Genomic DNA, 24,549 nt, shown 5'->3' on the forward strand with positions numbered 1-24,549 from the left:
ATGACTCCAAGTTTAGATCCATCACAATCCAATCCCTCCCATTCCTCCGCCACTGTCCGTTTCCAAGGTTGGGTCCAAGGACTCAGAGGAAACAACCATGTCCAATTCCTTCAACTCCGTATGGACGGTAGGATTTTCCAGGTCGTAGCAGAGAAAGATTTTTTAGGCGAAGATATTTTTAAAAAAGTCAAGGCACTCCCACAAGAAACATCCCTTGTGGTCAATGGAGTGATACAAAAGAACGAAAAAGCCCCAGGTGGTAGCGAACTATTCCTACATTCCTTTGCCATTGTCGGTGAATCACACCAATATCCCATCACTCCCAAAGAACATGGGCCAGATTTTTTACATAACCATAGACATTTATGGTTACGCTCCAAAAGACAACTCGCCATCCAACGGGTCCGCTCCGAATTGTCTTTCGCCATCCGCGAATTCTTTCGTAACGACGGATATACACTCATTGACACTCCCATCCTCACTGGATCTATCGGTGAGTCAGCAGGCACTTTGTTTTCAACAGAATACTTTGACCTGGGACAAGCTTACCTGGCACAAACGGGACAACTTTATCTAGAAACTGCAGCCTTTGCCCATTCTAAAGTGTATTGTTTTGGCCCAACGTTTCGTGCCGAAAAAAGCAAAACAAGAAGGCATTTAACTGAGTTTTGGATGCTGGAAGCGGAAACGGCTTTCCTTGGCCAAGACGGAAACTTGGACTTACAAGAGCGATTTGTCAAAACGGTTCTCCAAACTACCATTGAACGAACTTTGGAAGACCTAAAGACTTTGGACCGGGATCCGGCCCCACTTTTAGAGCAATTAAAAAGACCTTTCCCACGAGTGGACTACGGGGAAGCAATCCAGGTCTTACAGACTGCAGGAGAAGAGATTTCCTGGGGTGAAGACATCAATTCGGAAAGAGAACAAATCCTAACTTACCATTATGGGAATGCCATCTTCATCCAGAATTTTCCTCGTGCGATCAAAGCCTTTTATATGAAACAAAATCCAGAGGACCAGAGAACGGTCCTTTCTGCTGACCTAATTGCTCCCGATGGAATTGGGGAAATCATTGGTGGTTCCGAAAGGGAAGAATCCTACGAAAAAATCGTGGAACGGTTACAAAAAGAAGGCCTTCCTCCAGAAGATTATTCTTGGTATTTGGACCTACGCAAATATGGTTCTGTACCACATTCAGGATTTGGAATGGGTCTAGAACGTGTAATCGCATGGATTTGTGGTTTGTCCCATATTCGAGAATGCATTCCATTCCCACGGATGATTTACAGGCTGAGTCCATAATTTTTCTTAAAGGAAATTTTGTCCATTAACCGATCTTTTTATAGAAAGAGAGGAACCTTATGGCACAACAAGCAACCCAAGTTTTAAATACATCCATTGAGAAGGAAGCTTGGGATCTATATGAGGTAGGATCAAACGAAGATGTCGTAGTTCTTGCAAAACGTCATCCTGAAAACTTTTACATACAACATCTTGGTTATTTGGCTTTGTATGAATTGACTGGAAGAGCGACTATCTCTGCACCAAAAGGAATCTCAAGCCTTGCACCTCTTGTAGATGCAATCCAAAATCATGAACTTGGAAAAACGGCAGAAGCATGCAATAACCTGAACCTTTATTTTTCCACACAAACAAATCCCCTTTGTTTTTCTATTATACAAACTGCGATCAAAATCTACTTCCGAGCAGAAGCTTATGAAGATGCAAAGTCCGTCATTGGAAGATACAAAAAGCAGTGGAATGATAACTCCTTTGTCAAAGAGGAACTAATTTCAACGTATTATTTGAAACGATACGATGAAGTGATTAAAGTTTTTCGTGACCACATGAAATTGTTAAACGACTCCGATATCCATAAACTTGTGGGTATGGCGCTTCTCTTTTTGGATCGTCATAAAGAAGCAAATCTAATTTTTGAAAATATTCCTGGTAAATTGAATCTACCTAGTTTTGAAGAAAAACGTAAAATGTATGATTCCGTTTACAAAAAAATTGCTGAGTTAGAAACAAAAACTAACTCGTTGGCACATAAGGATTTAGAAGACATGGGTTTTGCTTATCTCTTTCACGGAGACTATGTAAAAGCAGAAAAAATGTTTTTATCTCTTACTGAGAAACTAAAATCAAAACTCTGCAACGTGTAAGATTTTTACGAGTTTCGGGGTGGCTTAATAACTTGGCCGCCTCGTCAGTGGGAATCACTAGATCGGTTTGATTTTTTCCAGCAGTAGCAAGTGCTAAGACAAAATATGGATTTTTCCCAACTTTAGATTCAATTCCTTTCCCTAATTGTTCTTCTCTGTATACAATGTATCCAGTTTCCATAGCATAGGCTTCTTTAACATAGAGAGGAGAGTAAATGTCTAAACCTCGGTCTGTTTGGATCTTAGGGAAGAGTGCATGTTTTAGATTGAGATGACGTGCATCAACCACAAGCCCTGAAAACTCCACCGGTACAACTTCTTCACTAAACTCAGGAACAGATTCTGTTCCGTATTCGAAAGGAATATGAGCAAGGATTCCATCCTTTCCTCTCAGTGGCAAACTAGCCTTTGCTTCCAAAACATTTTTGACAAATTGAAAATCATATTCTTCTTTTTCTGAACCAATATATGAATTGAGGCGGAGTCTTGCTTGTTGGTTCACTTGTGTGTACTCATAAACTGTATAATCAGCATTAAAAAAAATAGACTCTAATCTTTGGCTGAGTCGCACGCGAAGTTTTTCTCGGGCTTTTTTCCTCGCCATAGAATGGGCTTTCCCTTGGCTTGTGGCAGTGTTTTTTCCGGAAAATTCAGGATCATCCTCATCAAATACAATTTTCGGAATGGTTTCCTTTACCGAAGAAGTCACAACAAGTTCTGTCCAATTGACAACGGAGGAATAGATATCCTGATCCTGAATGGGTTTTGATCCTAGAGAAACAGAAAGGAGTAATGCCAACAAAAAATAGATTCGTTTCATAATTAAGACTTCGGCAAAAGATGGAATTTTCTTTCCAAATCGTTAAATTCTGTAATGAGAGGAACTCCCTTTGGAAGACTTTGCAAGACGTTTTTTCCGTAGGACTTTGTATGTACACGAGGATCAAGGATACTAACCATTCCTGTGTCTGACTGTGATCTAATGAGGCGTCCAAATCCTTGTCGCAAAAGCAGACAAGTTTTAGGGACTTGCATTTCCCAAAAGGGGCTTTTTCCTTTTTTTTCCATATCTTCCATCTTTGCTTGTAGCACCGGTTCCGTGGGGACTTGGAAAGGAAGTTTGGTCACAATCACATTGCGAAGTTTATCGCCCTTAATGTCCACCCCTTGCCAGAAACTAGACACTCCGAAAAGTACACTTTTCTCATTGGCAAGAAACTCTCGTTTGGCGGCAATTGGACCCATTTCTGTTTGGGAAAAAATCGGATAGGGAACTTGGTCCCTTAGTTCTTCATAAAGTTCTGACAATAGTTTGTTGGATGTAAAAAGAACAAAAGCATCCCCTTCGGAAAGTTTAAGAAGACGTGCGATCCAATAAGAAAGATCCGCTTTATTCCGTCTCGGATCCTGGACGGGATCTGCCACCTGTCTCGGTACAAATAGTAGAGAGTGTGTGTTGTAGGCAAAAGGAGAGGCGAGTGTTTTGGTTTTAACTTCCGTTGTTCCCACTTCCTTTAAAAAATACTGAAAGTTTCCCGCAGTAGGAGAAAGTGTAGCCGAGGTCATCACAACAGAATCCATATTGGGAAAAAGTGTATTTGCCAAAATTTCATCTGTATTTTTCGGTTGGGAGAATAAATAATAAAATGGATCCTTTGCCGACTGTGGGGGTGGTTCAATCCAAAAGACCAAATTAGGATTAGATTTCAGACGAAAGTCATTGAGAAAGGAAGAGACTTTTTTCAGATTCCCAGAAACCATCTCTAACCCCAATGCCATTTCTTTTTCTTCCATATCCTCGCTGTCTTTTTTGTATTTAGAAAGCAAACTTTCCAACTGTGATGCCAAATCAGCTAAGGTATCTTCTAAGGCTCCATTATCGAGTTTGATCCGTTCTGTATGGCGAGTAGAAAACTGATTGAATTGTAGAGGGATGACTGAAAGTAACATCCGAAAAAAATCATTCGCATAACCAATAGAAGCTTCTACCGACTTCATGATTTTTTCGCCGTTTTTCAACTTTAAAACAAGCCCGGTACGTTTTTCAGGAAAATAAAGATAATGGAGGAGATTCATTAGAAGATCATAACGAATTTCAGATCCAAAAGCCTTTCCAACTATTTCAGGGAAAGCATGTGCTTCATCAATAACCAGTTGTGAAAACTGAGGAAGGAGTTTAAAATCCCCTGCTAAATGACTTGCTAGTAGGTGATGATTTACAATTAGGATATTGGCTTTTTTCCATTTTTCCTTTTCTAAAAAGTAGTAAGAAGAACTAAAGTTAGGGCAATTTCTCCCCAAACAATTGTCAGATTCTCTTGCTACAGAACTCCAAAAGGAATTTGATAGATACCCATCATATTCGGCCCGGATTCCAGCATTTGTTTGTTTTTCCCAATTCACAAAATATTGAATGGAAGATTCCATTTCTGGACCAAAGTCACCTCGCTCCATCACACGGTTGTATTTCCGTTTGCAAAGGTAATTGTTTGCACCAAGGGCAACCATTGCATTGACTGAAACGCCAAGAGCTTCTGCAACGAGCGGGATATCTTTATACAATAATTGATCTTGTAAGGATTTTGTTTCAGTGGAAACGACCACTGTACAATCATTTTCCAATGAAAATAGGGCACTTGGAATCAAATACGCTAACGATTTTCCTACACCAGTTCCTGCTTCGATGACCCAATTTGATCCGGTGTTAAAAGCAGATTCAATGGAAGTTGCCATTTCCATTTGTTCTTTTCTGACTTCATAATCCTTCCAAAGATTTGGAAGTTTTTTTGTAAAAACAGATTGTACGTCCAATTAATGCCTATTGCGAAAAAGAAGAATGATACAAACAACAGTTAAACTGATCACAGAGACAAGAGAAATTGTCATGATCAGAATTCCTTGCCAATTAAGTTCGCCAGACGAAATCATGTGACCACCTTTTCTTTTCTGTGATCCAAGGCTTTTGAAACTAATACATAGATAAAACCATAAATCAAAACTAAACCAATCACAACTGAACGAGCGATGATTGCTTTAGTTTTTGCATCTTCGACACTTTCCCCTTTGATTTCTGCTAGAGAACCCATGACCTCAGGATTCATTTTATCTAAATATTCGGGTAAGTTCATGTAACAAAAAGAAACAAAGATAAAAAGTAAAAACCATGGAGTGATGTATTTCAAAACAAACTGAATTGATTTAGGGAAGGGAATAAGACTACCTTCACTGGCATCTTTGACACCTTTTTCCACACCAATCTTAAAAACAAAGATAAAAATTTGAATGGAGGCTAAGACGTAAATCATAATCGTTCCAATATAAAAATCGGCGATATCAAGAGCTGCAAAGTCTTTGTTAAAGTAGATGATGGGTAGGCAGAGACATAAAGTAAAAAGAAATAAAATTAAAGAGGATTTTCTACGACCAAGATGAAATCCTTCTTCTAAAAATAAAATACCAGGTTGCAACATAGTGACGGAAGAGGTAATCGCAGCTAAGAACAAAACCAAAAACCACAGTCCACCAAAAAATGCGCCTCCTGGCATCATTCCAAACACGGAAGGCAAAGCAATAAATCCCATCCCAAAAGTTCCAAAAGAAGTTGCCTGCATTCCCAAAAATAGAAATGCCACAGGGATTGTGATCATACCACCAAACACAACTTCTGCGAATTCATTCAAAGATGCGGAGGAGAGACTCGATAAAACCACGTCGTCTTTTTTCTTTAAAAAACTAGAAAACACGAGTGCGATCCCAAAACCAGTCGATAGGGAAAAGAAAATTTGACCGGCAGCACTGATCCATACTTTAGGTTGGGTCAATTTTGACCAATCTGGGTTCCACATAACGGCAAGACCTGACTCAATTCCAGGAATTGTTAAAACACGAATGAGAATAATGGTAGCACAAATTCCCATCATTGGCATCGCAATTTTTGCAAAGGCTTCGAGTCCTTTGGAAAGGCCTCGATAAACAAGTAAAAAATTAAACAAAACACAGATTAAAAAAAAGACAATAATAGGGGACTGAAAACTAGATCCATTTGCCCAAGCACCAGTTAAATGCATAAAGAAAGTTGAAGCCTGTTGGGTCATTTCACTTTGCGTAGAACCATCGAGAGACATTTGTCCGGTTAAAAAATAATAAGCGTAAGCCAAACACCAAGATTCAATGAAAACATAATATACATAAATCATTACAGGAATCATCACGCCGATGGTTCCAGAAAGTTTGAGTGGAAATCCTTTGAGATACTCACGAAAGATAAATGGGGTGCTATGACCGTGTTTGCCACCCATCCTGCCCATGGTCCATTCTGCTAAACAAACAGGAATTCCCAAAATGAGGAAACTTGTGATATAAGGAACCATAAAGGCACCACCGCCATTTTGTACGGCTTGCCCAGGAAATCGTAAAAAATTTCCAAGTCCAATTGCACCACTTGCTACAGCCAAAATCAAACCGATACGACTGGCCCAGCCATCGTGGTGTTCCACTTGTCTCTCTTTCATCAGGGACTATTGAATGTATTAGGAATTATGTGACAAAATCTTTTTGTAGAAGATTGAGAAAAAGCAAGGCTTTGACACCTTGCTTTGGTGATTTTCAAATTAGCCGAGAAATAGCTCGTTTTTTTCCATTTTTAGAACTTTGGAGACCAGATTCTTAAAATCTTCCGGTGGTTCCAATAGTCCCAGTTCTACTTTTGACAAAAACGGAGTGGAAACCTTCAATTTCTTTGCGAAATCGTATTGTTTGATTCCTAACTCACGTCGGACTGCCCAAAGTTTATTTTTCAATCCATTGGAAAACTCAGGGTAGATGTCTTCCACAGCGCTTTCGTTGAAAAGCTTATCAACAGAGGTTTTGAGATACTTTGCACAAGATGACTTGAATTTTTCAGTCGGATCTTGGGCTCCAGTCTCAATTTTGGATAGGTAACTCGGAGAAACTCCCAGCGCCCTTGCCATATCGTACTGTTTGATACCTCTCTTCTTTCGAAGCATGTAAATGTGATTGTTCATTTATCCCCCCTAACAGTCAGAATATGTCAAATATGGCAAAATTCAATAAAAAAATTTTGCCATATTCCAAATCTTACAAGGGCTATAATGTAACTTCTTTTAAACGATCAGAAGCAATGACTAAGTTGTAAGTGGTCTTCAAACCTGCGACTTTTTGTTCAATAAATGAATTCCTTTGTGCACCTTCCATTTCCGATTTGATTCTTTCACGGACTGCGGGATAAGGCTTAGGAATGCGGTTCTGCGGGTTTTTAGGATCTGGATCTGCATAAGCGTACATTTTTCCAGCTTCATAAGCATCTCGCATTTGTGTTTCCGTCACGTTCACAGGAATGGCTTTGATTTCATCTTGTAGCGATTTTAACGCCAAAGAAACTTTCATCTTGTCCATTTGCATGATATATCCAATTTCCGAACCAACATCTTGTACACGGTCAGAAGTTTCGGCAATTTTTCCCTGAAGGATGGTAGACTGAAATAAATTTAACATATCCCAAGTTTTGGATTTTTCATCTTTGTATTCTTGTTTTAGCACGTCGGGAATGGCTTCAAAGTCAGCATTCAAATCTTTCCAAGTGTAGCTTTTTCCATCACGTGCAGAATATAAAGAGTATTCAGGAGTAAAAATTTTGGGATCAATATCATTTGGACCAGAAAAACGAGGAAGGTTCGCAACTGTGATACCGCTTTCTTCTGTGATCCGTTTTAATTCTTTTTGATACAATCCCTGCTCATATTCTTTCATTGTATGAGAAGCAAACTGGTTTGCTTTGTCAGCGGATTCGCCTTCTGTAAAGTAAGCAACAGATGCCTTTGTTTCTGCATCTTCATGGGTTTTTCCGTATTCAGTTGCCTCTTTTTTGAAATCTTCAAAAATAGATGTGAAATATTTCTTTAGTCTTTCTGGATGAACTTTTTCAGTTCCTGTGGAACGAACGACATAAGCAATTCTTCCTTCACCGGCTTTCGCATAAGAAATAAAAGTTCCCTTTTTAGCTTTTTTTACTTCTGTTAGAATGTCTTCCAAAGGAGTTTCCGCACAATTTGTGCAAAAAGGCTCTAACTTTCCTGCAATCGGTTTTCTTGTCATATCTTCCGTTACTTTGGAAATTTCTTCTGAAATTTCTTTATCGGAAAGTGAATTCAGCTTTGCAGCTAAAGCTTCAGCGTTTTTCAAATTTGTTGCTTCATCTTCACCACGAACAAGTGCTAGCTGAAGATTTACAAATTCTAATGGTTTTTCTTTTAGACCATTTTTCACATACTCTCGCATATAAACGTTTAATTTCAAAAACTGGTTCACTAATGATTCAATTTTTTGAACATCTGCTTCAGCAACTTTTTTGGAAGAGATCGCATCTTTTAGTAAGATTTTTTCTAAAGCGATACTTTCTAAGATTTTGGCTTGGATGTCAGCACTAATGGGCTGAGGTTCAGTGTTTCCTCTTTTAGAAGCCTCTATCACAAAGTTCATTTCTTTGCGCGTTACAGTTCCACCATCAAATGTCGCTAGGATTTCTGAATCCTTGGAGCAATTGAGAAGTGATACGAAGATCAAACCGAGTACGGGACCCAGAGTGAAAAGTTTGTTTAGATTCATTGGATATCCTTGTCTATTTTCAGTATTCTTTAATATTTGCGAACAGGTTTTTCGGGTTTTTTGGAATCCGTCACCGGTGGACCAGGAATTACCGGCTTTTCTACAATGACAGCAGGTTTTTTGACCAAAGATTCGGAACGAGAAACATTTAATTTGAGAATCTCCGATTTTTGATCCTCTAATTTGTTCATTTCCGATAAAAAAGTTTCTTTAAGAATGGGGGAATATTCCCTATCGGAAGCTAGGCGGTCCGTCAATTTTTTCAATTCGACGACATCACGATCCAGTTCTTCCAGTTTTTTGTATAAATGGGCAACCGTTACCTTCAAACTCCACTCCTTCCAAAAGTTTTATTTACTTGCAATAGAGTGCAAGAATGAAATAAGAAAAATAGAATTTTTTATGAGCTTAGACGATTTAGTAGTTTCCACTGAAAAAATAGATACTGTATATGTAACCAAATTGCAGGGAAACCTAAATAACTTCACTGCTGAAAAATGCATCAAATCGGTAATCAATTCCTTAAAACACGGGTCTGTCATTTTGGATTTGGAAGAATTGAATATGGTCACAACCCAAGGAATCATTGCTTTTAAAACACTCAGCGAAGAAGCCTTCCTTCACAAACATAAAATCATCTTAATCAATCTGCCGTTAAGTGTTAGACAAGCATTTTTGATGGCCGGAGTTCGTAATTTATTTCCCATAGCAAACAATGAAGAGGCAGCATTTAAAATGGCCTCAAGACCCAGCAGGTAAACAGTGAATTCAGGATTTAATTTTTTTCGTAAAATTTGGCATGTACTTGGGCTCGTCATTCCCGTGACTCTTTTTTTTGATCCCTTTCAAAATGCCTTCGGACTTGTCTTTGCAACTCGGGCAATCCTAGTTTCCTTACTCGGAATCCTCCTTGTTAGTTTATTAATTTTGGAATTTGTCAGACTCAATCATTCCGGTTTTGAAAATTTCTTTTACAAATATTTTGGGTTCTTAATGAAAGAGTCTGAAAGAAAAAGATTCAATGGAACGGTCCCGTATTTTTTTGCCAACTTCCTTGTGGTTTTGTTTTTTCCCGCTGAAGTAGCCATTCTTGCCATTTTGTTTTTAGTGATTGGGGATCCCTTTGCGGCTTATGTCGGAAGTAAGTATGGAAAACATAGATTCTATAACGGAAAATCTCTCGAAGGAATCATAGGGTTTTTAGTTCCCGCATTTTTGTTTTCTATTCTAGCACTTTTTCTCATTACTAAATCCCAACCAGGTAGTTTCCTTGCGATCCTTGACAACCAAGGAGCCATTTTCTGGACGCCGATTTATCTTGTGTTCTTTTCTGTAGTCTCGGCTTGTGTGACTGAGTTTTTTGCAAATACAACGGCCAAGGGACTTGTGGATGACAACCTTCTTATCCCAATTGTAGGAGCCGTTGTTCTTTCTATATTGTCTTTGTTGTATTTGGATTATACACCGATGGATTTTTTCTTCGACCCAAAGGCTCTTTACATTCAAAAATAAAGGCAAACTTTAGTATTACTTCCAACGAAGTTCGACTTTTCTCTGTTTGGTGATTTGTTCCATCCCCGGAACCATAACTTTATATTCCAATGAGATGACTCCTAAGTCCTCTAACCGAAAAGGGGACTTAGCCTTTCCATTATGACGGAACTCTTCTTTTAAGAGAGCTCCTAAATAATGAAAGGAGACAACCACATTATTTTGAAATAAATTCCCCTCCATCCGTTCTAAAGAATTTCCATACTTCAAATAAGCAACATATTGCGCACGAAAGGATTCTTTTCCCATTCCGTTGTATGGTTTTGGCAATAGGAGTCGGAACCCAGGAGTCTCTCTTGCAATGAAATACAAAAAATTTCCAAAATCTTCATAATTCGGATTTTCCTTTTTAAACAATTGTTTATCCAGATAAACAACGTCTTTCTCGGTTTTTGGTTCTGTACAATCTAAGGGTTCATTAAAATTATCACAGAATTGAAATGAGTTCGTTTCTATCCCGCCACAACCAAAAATCAAAAAGCAGAATATCATTTTAAAAAATCCATTTTTTCTTTTGATTAAAATTTGAGAAATTGGCAACATTGAATCAAGATTTGAATTTATTGAATTCATAGGATTCCCTAAGAGTATTAAAAAAATAACTTACTTCTCTTTCTCGAAAGTAGTTTTGCGCTGATTCAGCCACTACTAATTGGCTTCTGGAAAAATGATAAATCGTTTCTCCGTAAACACCTTGAAACAAATAAGTACGATGGAAATCATCTTTCGATTTCGCGATAATGATGTTATGCGAAGTAACGTATCCCGGAATAAGAAGTACACTTTGGTCTTTTTTTTGTAATAGATTTTGGAATTCTAGACATTCCTTCTTTTTTTCAACAAGTTCTTCTCTGTGGATTCTTTGTTTAAAGGAAAGAACTTTTGTAAATCGTCCCGGATAAGCAAATTCCCTTTCTGTTTCATCAGGAGTCCATTTGGGAAGTAAAACAGATTCATAGAGGATTTTAGAAAACCGTTTCTCTGCCATCGCCTTCAGTTCAAAAAGAGTGCCTTCCTCTTGGTAGGAAAGAATGACAAAAAACGAAGCACCAGGCGGTCTTTCTAAAATCTCTTGTGGCATGATTAATCTTCTGTCACTCCCGTAATGGTAAATCCATCGAGTAACATATAAGGAACAAAAGATGATTCACCCAGAAGTTCTCCTTCTTTGGAGATTGCTTCGATTTGGTTTAATGCTTCAAATGCGTTCCCTACAATTTGTACCTCTCGGACGGGGACTTTCTCTCCATTTTCCAAAAGGTATCCCCCTTTGATCACTCCCGAAAAATCACCCGAGGCTCCATCTTTAGTTCCCGAAATTCGGTTCACAAATAGAGTTTTTCCAGGGAGTTTGAAAAACTCATCTTTGGTAGAGGTGCCTGGTGCAATCTGGAGTTGTTTTGGGCCACAACCAGGGAGACTTTGGGCTCCACCGCTCGCAGATCCATTGGATTTTGGAAGGCCTGCTTTTTTAGCCTCATATGTATTGTAGAAGTAGGTATTTAAGACTCCCTCTGTTAGGACTGATTTTTTTGTAGTAGGGAGTCCCTCTCTATCAAATCCAGTTGATCCCATTAAACTTTTGTTTGTTGGATCATCCCAAATGGAAAGTAAAGAGGAGGCAACTTTTTTGCCGAGTTTACCTGCCATTTTTGATTTTCCTTTGCGGAGACTTGTTCCATTTAAAGAACCAATAAAAAGTCCGAGAAAAAATGAAAACACAGCATCGGGGGGAAGTAAAACCTTTCCTTTGAATCCAGAGATGGGTTTGGCATAAAGTGCTCCCATACATTTGTCTCCAAAATTCATAAAGGCCTTTTTCCACAGAGTTTGGAATTGGCTTTTGTCAAACCCACTGGCAGAATCATAATCAAAACTTCCGACTAAATCCCCATCCACACCCATTCCCATCACCGAAGCAGAAAGTTCTGCACCCAGTTCATGGGCCATCACTCCCTTGGAAGAAACGATGAGTTTGTAACCCTTGCTAAGCGAAAAATCTCCCGAGTCAATATTGACCTTGGAATACAAATCATTTCTCCAACCAAGAGCCTCTTTCGCAGAACCTACCAAATCCTCAATTCCCATTGTATCTAAAGAATCATCATATTGGTTGAAATGATTCTGAATGGATTCTGGTTCTGGAAGTCCCAAATCAAAATCTGGAGTGGATTGACTTTTTGCTAAACTATAAGCTTCTTCAATCGACTGATAAAGGCTTGGGATATGATTGGAGATGATAAAACCTTGGTTACCCTCATGGATCACACGGATTCCGAACATATTTTCTTCAGTCGCCGTACAGTTGTTTAAGTCATTTTTTTCTAAACTGACGTCTTCCGAATATCCGTAACTGGAATAAATCTCAACTTGGTCGATCCCGTTGGTTTTTGCTTTTTTGACTAAATTAGAAAGTAAATCTTTTTGGTCGTTCAAACGTATTTCAATCGAATTACGATCCATTATTTACCACCGAGTAATACTTTCGTGCGAACATAAGGCCCACCGGCATCCACTTTGGCTGGTTGTCCCTTTCCACAATGTCCCGAACCCAAATCCCATTTGAATTCTTTGGATACCATATCTACATTTTGTAAAACATCAAAGGCAAGACCCGAAACAGTCACACCTTTCAAAAGATCAGTGATCTTTCCATTTTGGATGCGGTAAGCTTTTTGGACGGCAAACATAAATTCACCTGTAGCATCTGCTTGGCCGTTTTTGGCTCCATCCAAATAGTATCCATCTTTTGTATTTGCGATCATTTCTTCCAAACTGGAATCTCCAGGCATAAGGAAAGTGTTACGCATGCGGATGAGGGGAACATCTCCATACTCCCAAGCCCTTGCAGATCCCGTTGGTGCCACTCCAAATCGTTCCGCGGTTTCCCGATTGTGAAGATAAGAAGAAAGAATTCCATTTTTAATAATGACTGTGTTTGTGGGAATGACCCCTTCATCATCCACAGGGATGGAACCACCAGCACCTTCATAATATTCAGAATACCCAGAGTCGCATAACGTAACGAGGTCAGAACCAACTCTATGACCAATTTTTCCTTGCGCCACGGATCCGGACAAAACAAAGTCTGCCTCTACGGTATGACCAATGGCTTCGTGAACAAGGAGACCCACAATCGAAGGGGATAAAATGACTGTGGAAAGGCCGCCGTCGGGGAGAGAACTTGAAAGTAAATCCACAGCAGTTTTACAAGCTTCATCAGAAATCTCTGTGGGTGACTGGGACCGAAAGAGGCAGTCCCAACCACCAGTCACTCCGATAGAATGGGAACCGGATTCCATCTTTCCATCTTCTTTGGCAACGGCAGAAACTCGAAATTCTGGTCGTACCATACTGAAAAAACTATCCGCTCCATCGGTCGTGACGATGGCTTTTTCTTCGTAAATTTCGGAATAACCACAACCAACCGATTGGAGTTTTGCCGATTGTTTGGCGGCAGCATTTTGGATGTCGAGAACGAGTTTTAATTTTTCTTCTACGGTTCGATTACGAAAGTCTTCAATCCCTTTCCCAATAAAATCGCCAATGGCAAAGTTTGCTTTTGGTAAGTTTGGGATTTTGTCCTTTCGCAGAGCAGAGGATAGGCGAGCCGCTTTTTTAGCCACTTGGATGGCATTTTGAATGGAAGACTTTGAAATTTCGCTGGTGGATGCAAAACCCCAAGTTCCGGCTTCCAAAACCCGAACCCCAATTCCCGTTCTTTTGCGAAGTGCCGTAGATTCCACTCGTCCCCTTTCGGCAAAGAAGGAACGACTTTCTTTATGGTGGTATCTTAGTTCGACAAATCCGGACTCTTCGGCCAAACATTCTTTTAATAGGTTTCGCATAACTTCCCTTCCTTATATTTTAATGACGATAATTATGGTTTGATTTGCGAATCAAAAAATTCGAGTAGAATCCGTGGAAGCCATCTTCCTTCTGGATTGTCCGGAGAGGGATCACTGATGAATCCAACATGTCCGCCTTTTTCCGTAAGAACGGTTTGTAATAGGGGAAAGGACTTCCAACGAATTTCGTGCCAAACTTCAGAAGGAACCACTGGATCATCATCCGCATGGACAATGAGTCCAGGAACTTTGATTCCACCGAGATATTTGACACTGGAACAAATATTGTAATATTCCAATACATTCGCATAACCAGAAATTGGTGCTGTAAAGAAATCATCAAAATCAAAAAATGATTTACTTCGCAATACTCTTTCTTTCATTTTATCAGAGATTTCATAAACCCCTGAGGTTACCTTTTCTTTCATGGTATCCAAAAAATGATCGCGGTAAAAATTACCTGCCCTCGAATCAATAAAGTCACAACTCCGTTTTAAATCTAATGGAGGGGAGGTGGCCGAAAATGCCTTCGAATAATGTTCCCTTTTTTCTCCAAAAAATTTGATCACCATATTGGCAGATAAGGAAAATCCAGAAACAAATATGGATTTAGTAAAATGTTTATAAATGTATTTTAATACGGCTTCTAAATCTTCCGATTGGCCGGCATTATAAGGTTTTTTGGCAATACCGAACCCGCGACCACAGTTCCGTAAATTCATACGAACCACCCCATAACCACGATTAAGCGCTTCTTTTCCAGCACTGACCATATAATGGGATTCAGAACTTCCTTCCATCCCATGAATGAGAAGTAAATAGTATCCGTTCCATTTGGAGGCATTTTTTCGAACTAAAGAAAGAGGGGGGTTGTGTTCTAACCAAAGCAAATCCCCAGACCCATCGTTTGTGGGAATGAGGATACTCTCTGAATAATACTCATCCTCCAAAGAATTGTCTGGAGGAAAGAGTACGTTGTAGACAGTTTGTAAATGCCTACCTTCTAAAAATCTTCTAGGTTTGAATTCTCTGTTAGACGACGTCAATTGTGTTTACGATCTTATCTACAATCCCGTAAGCCAAAGCTTGGTCGGCATCCATATAATAATCGCGGTCTGTGTCTTCTACCAACTGTTCGTAAGTTTTGCCACAAGCATCCGCTAACATTTGGTTGAGTTTTTCTTTGGTTTTGACAATGTCCTGTGCATGGATGAGTAAATCCGTAGCAGGTGCTTGGATTTGTCCACCAATGGATGGTTGGTGGATCATCACTCGACCATTCGGCCAAATGTAACGATTTCCTTTTTTTCCACCAATGAGAAGGATAGAACCCATTGAGGCAGCCATTCCCATACAGACTGTATGTACTGGTGAGGAAATCATTTGCATGGTGTCATAAACGACAAGTCCAGAGGTGACAACACCACCGGGGCTATTGATATAAAACGTAATTGGTTTTCCAGGATCTACCATTTCCAAATACATCAGTTTGGCAGTGAGTTCCTTGGAAGATTCGTCAGTGACTGGACCCCAGAGAAAGATTTTCCGTTTTTCCAGGAATTTCTTACCCATGTTTTTGTCGCTAATGAGATCTTGGATGGTTTCGGTGATTTCTTTTTCTGGTGTTTCTTCTTCTGGCATATTAATTCAGTCTTTTGTGATTAGACATAGGTTGCAAGCGTTTCAGCTTGAAGTAAACGCCTAGAATCAGGAAAACACTGAAAGAAATAAAAAAGAAACGTAACAAAAAGAGCGGAGGCTCTTTCCATTCCCCGCCAAGCCCTGCCGTATGCAGGGAAGCCGGAAGGGCTTTTGTTTTTTGCGTCAAAGGCGAAGGCATTTCTTCGAATTTCAATACATGAGCAGTTTCAGAAAGTAAATAGTACTTCCTTGCTTCCTGTTCTAAGGCATAAGCATCATTTTTTAGGCGGCGTTCCTTTTCTTCCAACCCTTGGTTTTCGACCACAAGCCTCTCTACTTCCGCATTGAGATTTTGTAATTCCTTCTCGAGGCGCATACGTTCGGCAATCCCAGACTCGGACAAAAGTCCAAGATAGATACCAGCACAAATATACATTACAAGTAGGGAGGCTTTCGTTGGTGTCATATTACCTTAAGTTGTAAAAAGTGTTTACTCCGCTGAAGCTTGCATTTTTACCAAGTTCTTCTTCGATACGAAGGAGTTCGTTGTATTTGGCGATCCTGTCAGTTCGGCTGAGCGATCCCGTTTTGATCTGACCCGAGTTTGTTGCCACGGCGATATGGGAAATGGTCGCATCTTCTGTTTCCCCAGATCTATGAGATACAACAGCCGTATACTGGGCTTTTTTCGCCATTTCGATTGCACTGAGGGTTTCTGTGAGAGTTCCAATTTGGTTCACTTTGATGAGAATGGAATTACCAATCCCTTTATCGATCCCTTGTGCGAGTTTTTTGATATTGGTTACGAACAAATCATCCCCCACAAGTTGGATCTTTTTCCCCAGTTTTTCGGAAAGTTTTTTCCAGCCTGTCCAATCGTTTTCATCCAGACCGTCTTCCATGGTAATGATCGGATACTTGGACACTAAATTTGAGTAGTATTCTACGAGTTCTTCGGCAGTCTTTTCCGGTTTTTTCTCTGCTTTGAGAACGTATTTCTTTTTCTTCTCGTCGTAGAACTCAGAAGCAGCGCAGTCCAAACCAATTTTAATGTCTAGGTCTGGTTTGTATCCAGCCTTTTCAATTGCAGTAAGGATCACTTCGATGGCTTCGCTATTACTTGTTAGGTTGGGTGCAAATCCACCTTCATCACCCACAGCGGTATTCAGACCTTTGCCTTTTAGAACAGACTTTAGGCTATGGAAAACTTCGGCACCCATACGAAGGGCTTCGCGGAAGTTGGGAGCCGATACGGGAAGGATCATAAATTCTTGGAAGTCGATATTGTTGTCCGCATGAGCCCCACCATTGATGATATTCATCATGGGAACAGGAAGTTCACGAGCAAAAGTTCCACCAATATAACGGTATAAAGGAAGACCAGCATGTGCCGCCGCCGCTTTTGCCACAGCCATAGAAACACCCAAAAGTGCATTGGCACCTAACTTTGATTTATTGGCTGTTCCGTCGAGTGAGATCATTGTTCCATCAATGAGAAGTTGGTTTGTTGCCGAAAGGCCTAAGATGGATTTAGAGATTTTAGAATTTACATTTTCTACGGCTTTGAGTACACCTTTTCCGGAGTATCTTTTTTTATCACCGTCACGAAGTTCTACGGCTTCGTGTTCACCAGTTGACGCACCAGAAGGAACCGCCGCACGACCAAAGGAACCGTCTTCTAGTGTGACATCCACTTCAACGGTTGGATTTCCTCTGGAATCCATGATTTCACGGGCTTTGACGGAACGAATGCTATCTTTTTGGGACATCGGGAATTGTTTCTCCTAAGGGATAATTTCCTCCCAGTCTTAGGAAATTTAAGCCTCTGACAATAAACTTTTTCGACAAAGAGCCTAGTTCCAGGAAAATGACTTAAAAAGAAGAGGGAACCGTGAACGAACGCCAAAAATTCACCCGTAATTTTTCCATCATCGCCCATGTCGACCATGGAAAATCCACTCTGGCGGATCGTTTGCTTGAGATTGGTCTTGTCACAGACCAAAGGACAAAAAAAGACCAAATCCTCGATTCCATGGACATTGAAAGAGAGCGTGGGATCACAATCAAGGCGAACAATGCATCCTTTGATTACCATGCCAAAGATGGAAATATTTATCACCTCAATTTAATTGATACTCCGGGTCACGTTGACTTTACGTACGAAGTGTCTCGTTCCCTTGCGGCCTGCGAAGGGGTTTTACTCATTGTAGATGCAAGCCAGGGGGTAGAAGCCCAAACTTTGGCCAATTTATATTTGGCAATGGACCTTGATCTTCGCATAATTCCCGTTATTAACAAAATCGATCTTCCTTCTGCAGATATTGATAAATGTAAATTGATGATTGAAGAGTCACTCGGCCTCAATCCCGATGAAGCCATTCCCATTTCTGCAAAAACAGGTCTGAATGTACAAGACGTCCTAGAGGCAATTTGTTATTTACTTCCACCGCCGGTTGGGGATGTGGATGCTCCTTTGAAAGCACTGATTTATGATTCCTTCTTTGACACCTATATGGGTGTGGTTGCTAAAGTGCGTTTGTATGATGGCAAACTTCGTAAAGGCGAAATGATCCATATGATGAACATTGGCCGTCAGTTTACGGTCACTGAGGTTGGGATCAACCGTCTCTCCATGGTTGCTTGTGAAGAGTTACAAGCCGGAGATGTAGGGTATGTAGTGGCTGGGATGAAAAAGATGGGAGATGCCAAAACGGGAGATACCATCACCCATGCCAATAGACAAACCGCAGAAGATGTGAAAGGATTTAAGGATGCAAAACCAATGGTGTTCGCTGGTCTTTTTCCCATTAACGGAGAAGACTTTGATGCTCTTGTAGACGCCATTGAAAAACTTAAGTTAAATGATTCGGCACTTACCTTTGAAAGAGAAAATTCCGCTGCATTAGGATTTGGATTTCGGGTAGGTTACCTTGGACTCCTTCATATGGAAATTGTCCAAGAAAGATTAGAAAGGGAATTCAATTTAGCCCTTATCACCACAGCGCCGTCTGTAAAATTCCGAATCACAACCACAAAAGATGAAGTCATTGAAGTGGACAACCCAAGCAAATGGCCTGATCCCATTTTAATTGGAAAGTCGGAAGAACCATTTGTCAAAGCTACCATCATTGCTCCCGAAAACTATGTGGGAAATATCATGTCCCTTGTGATAGAAAAACGAGGGATCCATATGGATACGGTTTATCTTTCTAAAGACAAACTCCAACTCACGTATGAACTGCCTTTGGCTGAACTTATTTTTGAATTCTATGATAAACTCAAATCTTATACCAAAGGTTATGCTTCCTTGGATTATGAAGAAGTAGGTTATAGAGATTCCAAACTGGTTCGAATGGATATCCTTGTGAATGGAGAGCCGGTTGATGCACTCTCTTCCATTGTCCATAAATCTAAAGCGGAAGAACGTGGGCGAGTCATCATCGAAAAATTGAAAGACCTGATTCCTCGTCACCAATTTATGATTCCTTTGCAAGCTGCGATCGGTTCGAAGGTGGTAGCTCGGGAAAGTATTTCTGCTCTTCGTAAAAACGTTACGGCAAAGTGTTACGGCGGGGATATTTCTCGTAAGAAAAAACTTCTTGAGAAACAGAAAGAAGGTAAAAAGCGGATGAAACAAATTGGAAACGTAGAAATTCCACAGGAAGCCTTCTTATCCATTCTCAAAACAGGGGACTAGAAGATAAGGAGATTCATATCATTTTGTGCCTAGTTCCCGCTTCGTACAAAATGAAAACCAGACTTTCTATTGTTTCTGCCATACAAAGCCCGAGAGCTTCAAAAACCAAGGTGGTATAAAAATGGAATCTTTTCCTTTGGTTTTTACCAATCAGCCCAAAACTTTTCCTCTCCTCCCGATCCAAATCGACGTAGTTCCACCTACGACCTTAGAAGTATTTCATACTGACCACGAAACAAAAGCCCATCTAAATCCTGAAGTTTTGCTCCACAAAGTTTCCGCAAATGGTTCCATTCCTAGTCTTTATTTCATTCGAGATGACTTACTCCCTTTCGGTTTTGGAACCAAATGGCGGAAAGCCCTGGGCATTGTGTTGGATTTGCAAAAGAATGGGATTCACCAAGTCCTTCTTTGGGGAGCCATTCATGGAAACTATTTGGCCAGTTTTACTTATATTTTACGTAGAAGTGGTTTTTGCGTGGATACGATCGCTTATACCCGAGATCCAGAGCTCCGGTCGTATAATGAAAGATTGGTTCGTGGGCATTCCCATACTTTAAGATGTTATGCGAATCGAAAAGAAGCTCTTGCGGTTTGGTTAGAAAAGAAAAAAAATTACAGAGGTTTATCTTTACCTGAATTTGGAATCCATCCGGGACAAAACATTGGACTTCGATCCTTCTGGCGGGAGGTGGAGACAAAAATAATTCAGTCTCTAAATATCTCCTACAGTCAAAAGGATCCGAATTCACAAAGAGATCAAAGAATCAAAGCCATTCTTCGAATGGAAATTGGTTCTGGTGCTACCTTTCTTTCTGCCTTAGATTATTTTCACGAAACATCGATTCTTGTCCAAGGAGTGATGGTAGGGGAAAAAAAGGACACCTGGATATCCAAAAGGGAAGATTTACAAAAACAATTAGGACTTAGATCCATTGCCGCAAAAGATGAGCAGATTTTGGAAACCGAGAGAAAAGACAAATCTCAAGTAGAATCAGAAAAGAATAAGGCCAAGAATTTGATATCCTTTGGAAAACAAACAAAGTCCCCAAAACAGTGGATTTACCATTTTTATCTAAATACAGATATTCTCTTAGAACCCATATATAGTGGAATGACGATGAAACCCTTACTCAGGGAAATATATGAAATGCAATTATCTCCGTCTATTGCAATGGGAACATTTCCACCTCCTATTTTTTATCTCCACCAAGGGGGGCAGATCCAACATCTAGATTTGATTTTGGAAAAAGAATCGAAATGAATCCTTTGGAAAAACCACTCGTTTCCATCATCCTTCCCAGTTTTAATCGTAAAAACATTGTGGATAGAGCTATCACATCTGTGATCAAACAAACTTACCCCCACTGGGAACTCCATATTGTGGATGATGGGTCGACCGATGAGACCTGGAAAGACCTACTTTCAAAACTCACCAATTGGAAAGGAAATCTTTCTTCCTTTGGCAGAAATCAGAAATCCATCCAAGTCCACCAAATAGAACATAGGGGAGTGAGTGGGGCAAGGAACTTTGGAATTCAAAAAGCAAATGCGGAGTGGATCGCATTTTTAGATTCCGATGACGAATGGTATCCAGAGAAACTTTCCAAACAAATGGATTTTCATAAATCAAACCCAGAATTTTTCTTTTCTCAAACCAAAGAGGTTTGGAACAAAAAAGGAAATTTAATGGAACCCAAAGGCAAATACCAAAAACGTTCTGGATGGTTTTTAAAAGAATCCTTAGAACTTTGTATGGTAACCTCTTCCAGTTTTTTGGCGCATAAGCCAACATTGGCACAAATAGGGGAATTTCGCACCGAACTATCCGTATGCGAAGATTATGATTTGTGGAACCGGATCCTTTTATCTGGATTTCCCATAGGTTTACTCGAAGAAAATCTAATGGTTCGTTACGGTGGTCATGAAGACCAACTCTCAAACCAGTATCAGGCACTCGAGAGATTTCGATTGTATTCACTGTTTTTGACGAAAGAAGAATTGAATGAAAATGGAAAATGGGATTTGTTAGAACCACTAACAAAATCTCTTTTTCAATATGCCATCAAGTCTCGTCTGGACACCATCCTCCAAGGCCGAATCAAACGAGGGAAGAATACAGAATGGATCGAAAATTTACTTTCCGATTTTGTATCAAAAAAACCAATTTCGAAAGAGAATTTAAAACTGTTGTTAGTTGATTCTCTATTTTGATCTGAAAGAACTTAAAACCCTCCAGAAAACAAAAAAACCCGACTGTTTCCAATCGGGTTTTTTTATCGTTTGCCACAAAATAGGAATTTTGAAGCAAACCTTATACAGAGATTTCTATTTAAAGTTTATTTACTTAGCTAGAAATAAATTCTCTGTTCAAACGTGTGATAAAGTTTACCGAAATTTCTTTCGGACAAGCTGCTTCACATTCGTATTGATTTGTACAATTTCCAAATCCTTCTTTGTCCATTGCGCTTACCATTTTACGAACTCGTTCTTTCTTTTCAACTGCACCTTGTGGAAGGAGGGCTAAGTGAGATACTTTTGCAGAAACAAAGAGCATTGCTGATGCATTTTTACAAGCAGCCACACAAGCACCACATCCAATACAAGTAGCTGCATCCATCGCAAGATCAGCATCTACTTTTGGAATTGGTAGTGCATTTCCATCTGGCGCCCCACCCGTATTGATGGATACATAACCACCCGCTTGGATGATACGATCAAAGGCAGAACGATCTACCAATAGATCTTTTACTACAGGAAAAGCCTTTGCTCGCCACGGTTCGATAAAAATTGTATCACCATCTTTGAACTTACGCATGTGCAATTGGCAAGTAGTAGTTCCTTTTTCTGGACCATGCGGAACGCCGTTGATCACCATCGAACAGGCCCCACAAATACCTTCGCGGCAGTCATGGTCAAAGGCAATCGGTTCATCACCTTTTTTGATTAGGTCATCGTTAACAACATCCAACATTTCAAGGAAAGACATATGTTCGCTGATGTTGTTCGCTTCATAACTCACCATACGACCTTTATCGTTTTTATTTTTTTGTCGCCAAACTTTAAGGTGTAACTTCATTGTATCCATTATTTGTAGCTCCTTACGGCTAGGTGGATGTTTTCGTACTCGAGTTTTTCGCGGTGTTCTACAGGAGTTTTTCCTTCACCTTTATACTCCCAAGCCGTTACGTGACAGAATTTATCGTCATTACGTTTTGCTTCACCATCTTCAGTTTGGTGTTCCTCTCGGAAATGACCACCACAAGATTCTTCTCTTGTTAGTGCATCTAAACAGAGCAGTTCACCAAACTCTAAGTAATCGGCAACGCGACCGGCTTTTTCCAACTCTTGGTTGAGCTCCGATCCAGATCCGGCAACTTTTACGTTATTCCAAAATTCCTCTCTAAGTTCAGGAATTTTTTTCAAGGCATCTTTGAGACCTTTTTCGTTACGAGCCATACCACACTGATCCCACATGATCTTACCAAGGGCTCTATGGAAATCGTCTGGAGTCTTTTTACCGTTGATAGATAACAATTTATTTGTCATCTCACGAACTCGGGCTTCTGCTTCTTTGAACTCTGGTCTATCAGTAGAGATATTTTTATGACCTTCCTTTGCAAAGTAATCACCAATTGTATAAGGAATCACAAAGTATCCGTCGGCAAGACCTTGCATCAGAGCAGAAGCTCCGAGTCGGTTTGCACCGTGGTCAGAGAAGTTTGCTTCACCCAAAACGTGAAGACCTGGGACATTGGACATAAGGTTGTAATCCACCCAAAGACCACCCATTGTATAGTGGACTGCAGGGTATATACGCATTGGAACCTTGTAAGGGTTTTCTCCAGTGATGCGTTCATACATCTGGAAGAGGTTGTCATAGCGGTCAGCCACTACTGGTTCTCCCAATCGTTTGATGGAATCAGAAAAGTCTAGGTAAACACCAAGTCGTTTGTCACCAACTTTAGGACCAACTCCAAGCCCATTGTCACAAGCTTCTTTTGCAGAACGTGATGAAATGTCACGAGGTGCTAAGTTTCCGTAAGATGGGTATTTTCTTTCGAGGTAATAATCTCTTTCGTCTTCTGGAATTTCATGAGGAGCACGAAGATCATCTTTTTTCTTTGGAACCCAAACCCGTCCGTCGTTACGGAGAGATTCAGACATTAGAGTTAGTTTTGATTGGTAATCTCCAGCTTGTGGGATACAAGTGGGGTGAATTTGCGTATAACAAGGGTTTGCAAATCCAGCACCTTTTTTGTAGGCACGATAAGTAGCAGTTACGTTCGATCCTTTTGCGTTGGTGGAAAGATAAAATACGTTTCCGTATCCACCTGATGCGAGAATCACAGCATCCCCTGCATGAGAAGAAATTTCTCCAGTGACTAGATCACGAACGACGATCCCTTTTGCATGACCATCCACAAGAACGAGTTCTAACATCTCTGTTCTTGGATACATTTTTACGGCACCACGAGAGATTTGTTTTTCTAAAGCCGAGTAAGCACCGAGTAACAACTGTTGTCCAGTTTGTCCTTTGGCGTAAAAAGTTCGAGAAACTTGTGCTCCACCAAAAGACCGGTTGGAAAGGGTTCCACCATACTCACGAGCAAAAGGAACACCTTGCGCTACACACTGGTCAATGATATTTGTAGATTCATGAGCTAAACGGTAAACGTTTGCTTCACGAGCCCGAAAATCCCCACCTTTGATTGTGTCGTAAAACAACCTGTAAACGGAGTCGCCATCGTTTTGATAATTTTTTGCAGCGTTGATCCCACCTTGGGCAGCAATGGAGTGGGCTCGTCTAGGACTGTCTTGGAAACAAAAAACTGAAACTTGGTATCCAAGTTCAGAGAGTGTAGCAGCAGCAGAAGCTCCCGCAAGACCAGTTCCTACAATGATGACCTTATACTTACGTTTGTTTGCCGGGTTTACAAGTTTGATGTCTTGTTTGTGTTTGTCCCATTTTTGTTCTAATGGACCCGACGGAATTTTTGCATCTAATTTCATAACTTCT

General features: G+C 40.2%; 23 protein-coding genes. 7 read left to right on the forward strand and 16 right to left on the reverse strand.

Going from position 1 to position 24,549, the window contains the following annotated elements:
• A complete protein-coding gene (asnS, locus tag CLV96_RS02380; RefSeq protein ID WP_040917655.1) occupies window positions 1–1,305 on the forward strand; it encodes an asparagine--tRNA ligase in 1,305 nt (434 codons plus the stop codon).
• A gap of 59 nt (window positions 1,306–1,364) precedes the next feature.
• A complete protein-coding gene (locus CLV96_RS02385) occupies window positions 1,365–2,168 on the forward strand; it encodes a hypothetical protein (RefSeq protein WP_004788799.1) in 804 nt (267 codons plus the stop codon).
• Here CLV96_RS02385 and CLV96_RS02390 read toward each other — a convergent pair.
• The 6 genes from CLV96_RS02390 to CLV96_RS02415 form a co-directional block, all read right to left on the reverse strand.
• Window positions 2,131–2,988: a hypothetical protein gene (locus tag CLV96_RS02390; protein ID WP_004788393.1), complete on the reverse strand. Its 858-nt coding sequence runs from the start codon at window positions 2,986–2,988 to the stop codon at window positions 2,131–2,133. The genes CLV96_RS02385 and CLV96_RS02390 overlap by 38 nt on opposite strands.
• A 2-nt stretch (window positions 2,989–2,990) precedes the next feature.
• Entirely contained in the window at window positions 2,991–4,979 is a 1,989-nt protein-coding gene (locus tag CLV96_RS02395; RefSeq protein ID WP_004788657.1) for an ATP-dependent DNA helicase, read from the reverse strand.
• Window positions 4,980–5,092: 113 nt separating this feature from the next.
• Complete coding sequence (locus CLV96_RS02400; protein ID WP_004788673.1) at window positions 5,093–6,679, reverse strand: sodium:neurotransmitter symporter family protein; 1,587 nt, start codon at window positions 6,677–6,679, stop codon at window positions 5,093–5,095.
• Between the two features lie 99 nt (window positions 6,680–6,778).
• Entirely contained in the window at window positions 6,779–7,174 is a 396-nt protein-coding gene (locus tag CLV96_RS02405; RefSeq protein ID WP_015678327.1) for a helix-turn-helix domain-containing protein, read from the reverse strand.
• A gap of 100 nt (window positions 7,175–7,274) precedes the next feature.
• Entirely contained in the window at window positions 7,275–8,792 is a 1,518-nt protein-coding gene (locus CLV96_RS02410; protein ID WP_004788395.1) for an LIC12015 family putative lipoprotein, read from the reverse strand.
• Between the two features lie 29 nt (window positions 8,793–8,821).
• The gene (locus tag CLV96_RS02415) at window positions 8,822–9,121 is read right to left on the reverse strand and encodes a hypothetical protein (protein WP_004788839.1); all 300 of its coding nucleotides are present in this window, start codon (window positions 9,119–9,121) and stop codon (window positions 8,822–8,824) included.
• Window positions 9,122–9,194: 73 nt separating this feature from the next.
• Between CLV96_RS02415 and CLV96_RS02420 the strand changes: the two genes are divergently transcribed.
• Complete coding sequence (locus CLV96_RS02420; RefSeq protein ID WP_002973885.1) at window positions 9,195–9,551, forward strand: STAS domain-containing protein; 357 nt, start codon at window positions 9,195–9,197, stop codon at window positions 9,549–9,551.
• A 3-nt stretch (window positions 9,552–9,554) separates the two neighbouring features.
• Entirely contained in the window at window positions 9,555–10,304 is a 750-nt protein-coding gene (locus CLV96_RS02425) for a diacylglycerol/polyprenol kinase family protein (RefSeq protein ID WP_004789056.1), read from the forward strand.
• Between the two features lie 15 nt (window positions 10,305–10,319).
• On the opposite strand, the gene CLV96_RS02430 is transcribed toward CLV96_RS02425, so the two are convergent.
• From CLV96_RS02430 to eno, 8 genes are read right to left on the reverse strand one after another with little or no spacing between them, the layout of a single operon-like run.
• Window positions 10,320–10,916: a hypothetical protein gene (locus tag CLV96_RS02430; RefSeq protein WP_004788871.1), complete on the reverse strand. Its 597-nt coding sequence runs from the start codon at window positions 10,914–10,916 to the stop codon at window positions 10,320–10,322.
• Entirely contained in the window at window positions 10,891–11,424 is a 534-nt protein-coding gene (locus CLV96_RS02435) for a DUF4416 family protein (RefSeq protein WP_004789057.1), read from the reverse strand. Before CLV96_RS02435 ends, CLV96_RS02430 begins: the two co-directional genes overlap by 26 nt.
• Window positions 11,425–11,426: 2 nt before the next feature.
• Window positions 11,427–12,806 (reverse strand): TldD/PmbA family protein, encoded by a 1,380-nt coding sequence (locus CLV96_RS02440; RefSeq protein WP_004788580.1) that lies wholly within the window; start codon window positions 12,804–12,806, stop codon window positions 11,427–11,429.
• Window positions 12,806–14,191, reverse strand: a complete 1,386-nt coding sequence (locus tag CLV96_RS02445; RefSeq protein WP_004789118.1) for a TldD/PmbA family protein — start codon at window positions 14,189–14,191, stop codon at window positions 12,806–12,808. Before CLV96_RS02445 ends, CLV96_RS02440 begins: the two co-directional genes overlap by 1 nt.
• Before the next feature lie 32 nt (window positions 14,192–14,223).
• A complete protein-coding gene (locus CLV96_RS02450) occupies window positions 14,224–15,237 on the reverse strand; it encodes a YheT family hydrolase (RefSeq protein WP_004788348.1) in 1,014 nt (337 codons plus the stop codon).
• Window positions 15,224–15,832: a ClpP family protease gene (locus CLV96_RS02455; RefSeq protein WP_004788639.1), complete on the reverse strand. Its 609-nt coding sequence runs from the start codon at window positions 15,830–15,832 to the stop codon at window positions 15,224–15,226. Before CLV96_RS02455 ends, CLV96_RS02450 begins: the two co-directional genes overlap by 14 nt.
• 1 nt (window position 15,833) lies before the next feature.
• Window positions 15,834–16,298, reverse strand: coding sequence for an FtsB family cell division protein (locus CLV96_RS02460; protein ID WP_004788476.1), 465 nt, complete (start codon window positions 16,296–16,298; stop codon window positions 15,834–15,836).
• Between the two features lies 1 nt (window position 16,299).
• Window positions 16,300–17,601, reverse strand: coding sequence for a phosphopyruvate hydratase (eno, locus tag CLV96_RS02465; RefSeq protein WP_004788586.1), 1,302 nt, complete (start codon window positions 17,599–17,601; stop codon window positions 16,300–16,302).
• A 122-nt stretch (window positions 17,602–17,723) separates the two neighbouring features.
• On the opposite strand from eno, the gene lepA reads away from it, so the two are divergent.
• From lepA to CLV96_RS02480, 3 genes are all read left to right on the forward strand, one after another.
• On the forward strand, window positions 17,724–19,529 hold the full coding sequence (lepA, locus tag CLV96_RS02470; protein WP_004788345.1) for a translation elongation factor 4: 1,806 nt from the start codon (window positions 17,724–17,726) through the stop codon (window positions 19,527–19,529).
• Window positions 19,530–19,650: 121 nt separating this feature from the next.
• Window positions 19,651–20,793: a hypothetical protein gene (locus CLV96_RS02475; protein WP_004788328.1), complete on the forward strand. Its 1,143-nt coding sequence runs from the start codon at window positions 19,651–19,653 to the stop codon at window positions 20,791–20,793.
• Window positions 20,790–21,743: a glycosyltransferase family 2 protein gene (locus CLV96_RS02480; protein WP_004789012.1), complete on the forward strand. Its 954-nt coding sequence runs from the start codon at window positions 20,790–20,792 to the stop codon at window positions 21,741–21,743. Before CLV96_RS02475 ends, CLV96_RS02480 begins: the two co-directional genes overlap by 4 nt.
• Before the next feature lie 133 nt (window positions 21,744–21,876).
• Here the strand turns inward: CLV96_RS02480 and CLV96_RS02485 are convergent, their stop codons facing one another.
• Both CLV96_RS02485 and CLV96_RS02490 read right to left on the reverse strand, forming a co-directional pair.
• Window positions 21,877–22,608, reverse strand: coding sequence for a succinate dehydrogenase/fumarate reductase iron-sulfur subunit (locus CLV96_RS02485; RefSeq protein WP_035983836.1), 732 nt, complete (start codon window positions 22,606–22,608; stop codon window positions 21,877–21,879).
• 8 nt (window positions 22,609–22,616) lie between these two features.
• Window positions 22,617–24,542 (reverse strand): fumarate reductase/succinate dehydrogenase flavoprotein subunit, encoded by a 1,926-nt coding sequence (locus CLV96_RS02490; protein WP_004788832.1) that lies wholly within the window; start codon window positions 24,540–24,542, stop codon window positions 22,617–22,619.
• Between the last annotated feature and the right edge of the window lie 7 nt (window positions 24,543–24,549).

Source organism: Leptospira meyeri (assembly GCF_004368965.1).
GTDB lineage: Bacteria > Spirochaetota > Leptospiria > Leptospirales > Leptospiraceae > Leptospira_A > Leptospira_A meyeri.

Coding starts and splice junctions, on each gene's coding strand:
- CLV96_RS02455 (WP_004788639.1), bottom strand. CDS start 15,832: ATGCCAGAAGAAGAAACACCAGAAAAAGAAATCACCGAAACCATCCAA.
- CLV96_RS02440 (WP_004788580.1), bottom strand. CDS start 12,806: ATGGATCGTAATTCGATTGAAATACGTTTGAACGACCAAAAAGATTTA.
- CLV96_RS02385 (WP_004788799.1), top strand. CDS start 1,365: ATGGCACAACAAGCAACCCAAGTTTTAAATACATCCATTGAGAAGGAA.
- CLV96_RS02480 (WP_004789012.1), top strand. CDS start 20,790: ATGAATCCTTTGGAAAAACCACTCGTTTCCATCATCCTTCCCAGTTTT.
- CLV96_RS02430 (WP_004788871.1), bottom strand. CDS start 10,916: ATGAATTCAATAAATTCAAATCTTGATTCAATGTTGCCAATTTCTCAA.
- CLV96_RS02445 (WP_004789118.1), bottom strand. CDS start 14,191: ATGCGAAACCTATTAAAAGAATGTTTGGCCGAAGAGTCCGGATTTGTC.
- CLV96_RS02390 (WP_004788393.1), bottom strand. CDS start 2,988: ATGAAACGAATCTATTTTTTGTTGGCATTACTCCTTTCTGTTTCTCTA.
- eno (WP_004788586.1), bottom strand. CDS start 17,601: ATGTCCCAAAAAGATAGCATTCGTTCCGTCAAAGCCCGTGAAATCATG.
- CLV96_RS02420 (WP_002973885.1), top strand. CDS start 9,195: ATGAGCTTAGACGATTTAGTAGTTTCCACTGAAAAAATAGATACTGTA.
- CLV96_RS02475 (WP_004788328.1), top strand. CDS start 19,651: ATGGAATCTTTTCCTTTGGTTTTTACCAATCAGCCCAAAACTTTTCCT.
- CLV96_RS02435 (WP_004789057.1), bottom strand. CDS start 11,424: ATGCCACAAGAGATTTTAGAAAGACCGCCTGGTGCTTCGTTTTTTGTC.
- CLV96_RS02490 (WP_004788832.1), bottom strand. CDS start 24,542: ATGAAATTAGATGCAAAAATTCCGTCGGGTCCATTAGAACAAAAATGG.
- CLV96_RS02460 (WP_004788476.1), bottom strand. CDS start 16,298: ATGACACCAACGAAAGCCTCCCTACTTGTAATGTATATTTGTGCTGGT.
- CLV96_RS02485 (WP_035983836.1), bottom strand. CDS start 22,608: ATGAAGTTACACCTTAAAGTTTGGCGACAAAAAAATAAAAACGATAAA.
- CLV96_RS02410 (WP_004788395.1), bottom strand. CDS start 8,792: ATGAATCTAAACAAACTTTTCACTCTGGGTCCCGTACTCGGTTTGATC.
- CLV96_RS02405 (WP_015678327.1), bottom strand. CDS start 7,174: ATGCTTCGAAAGAAGAGAGGTATCAAACAGTACGATATGGCAAGGGCG.
- CLV96_RS02400 (WP_004788673.1), bottom strand. CDS start 6,679: ATGAAAGAGAGACAAGTGGAACACCACGATGGCTGGGCCAGTCGTATC.
- asnS (WP_040917655.1), top strand. CDS start 1: ATGACTCCAAGTTTAGATCCATCACAATCCAATCCCTCCCATTCCTCC.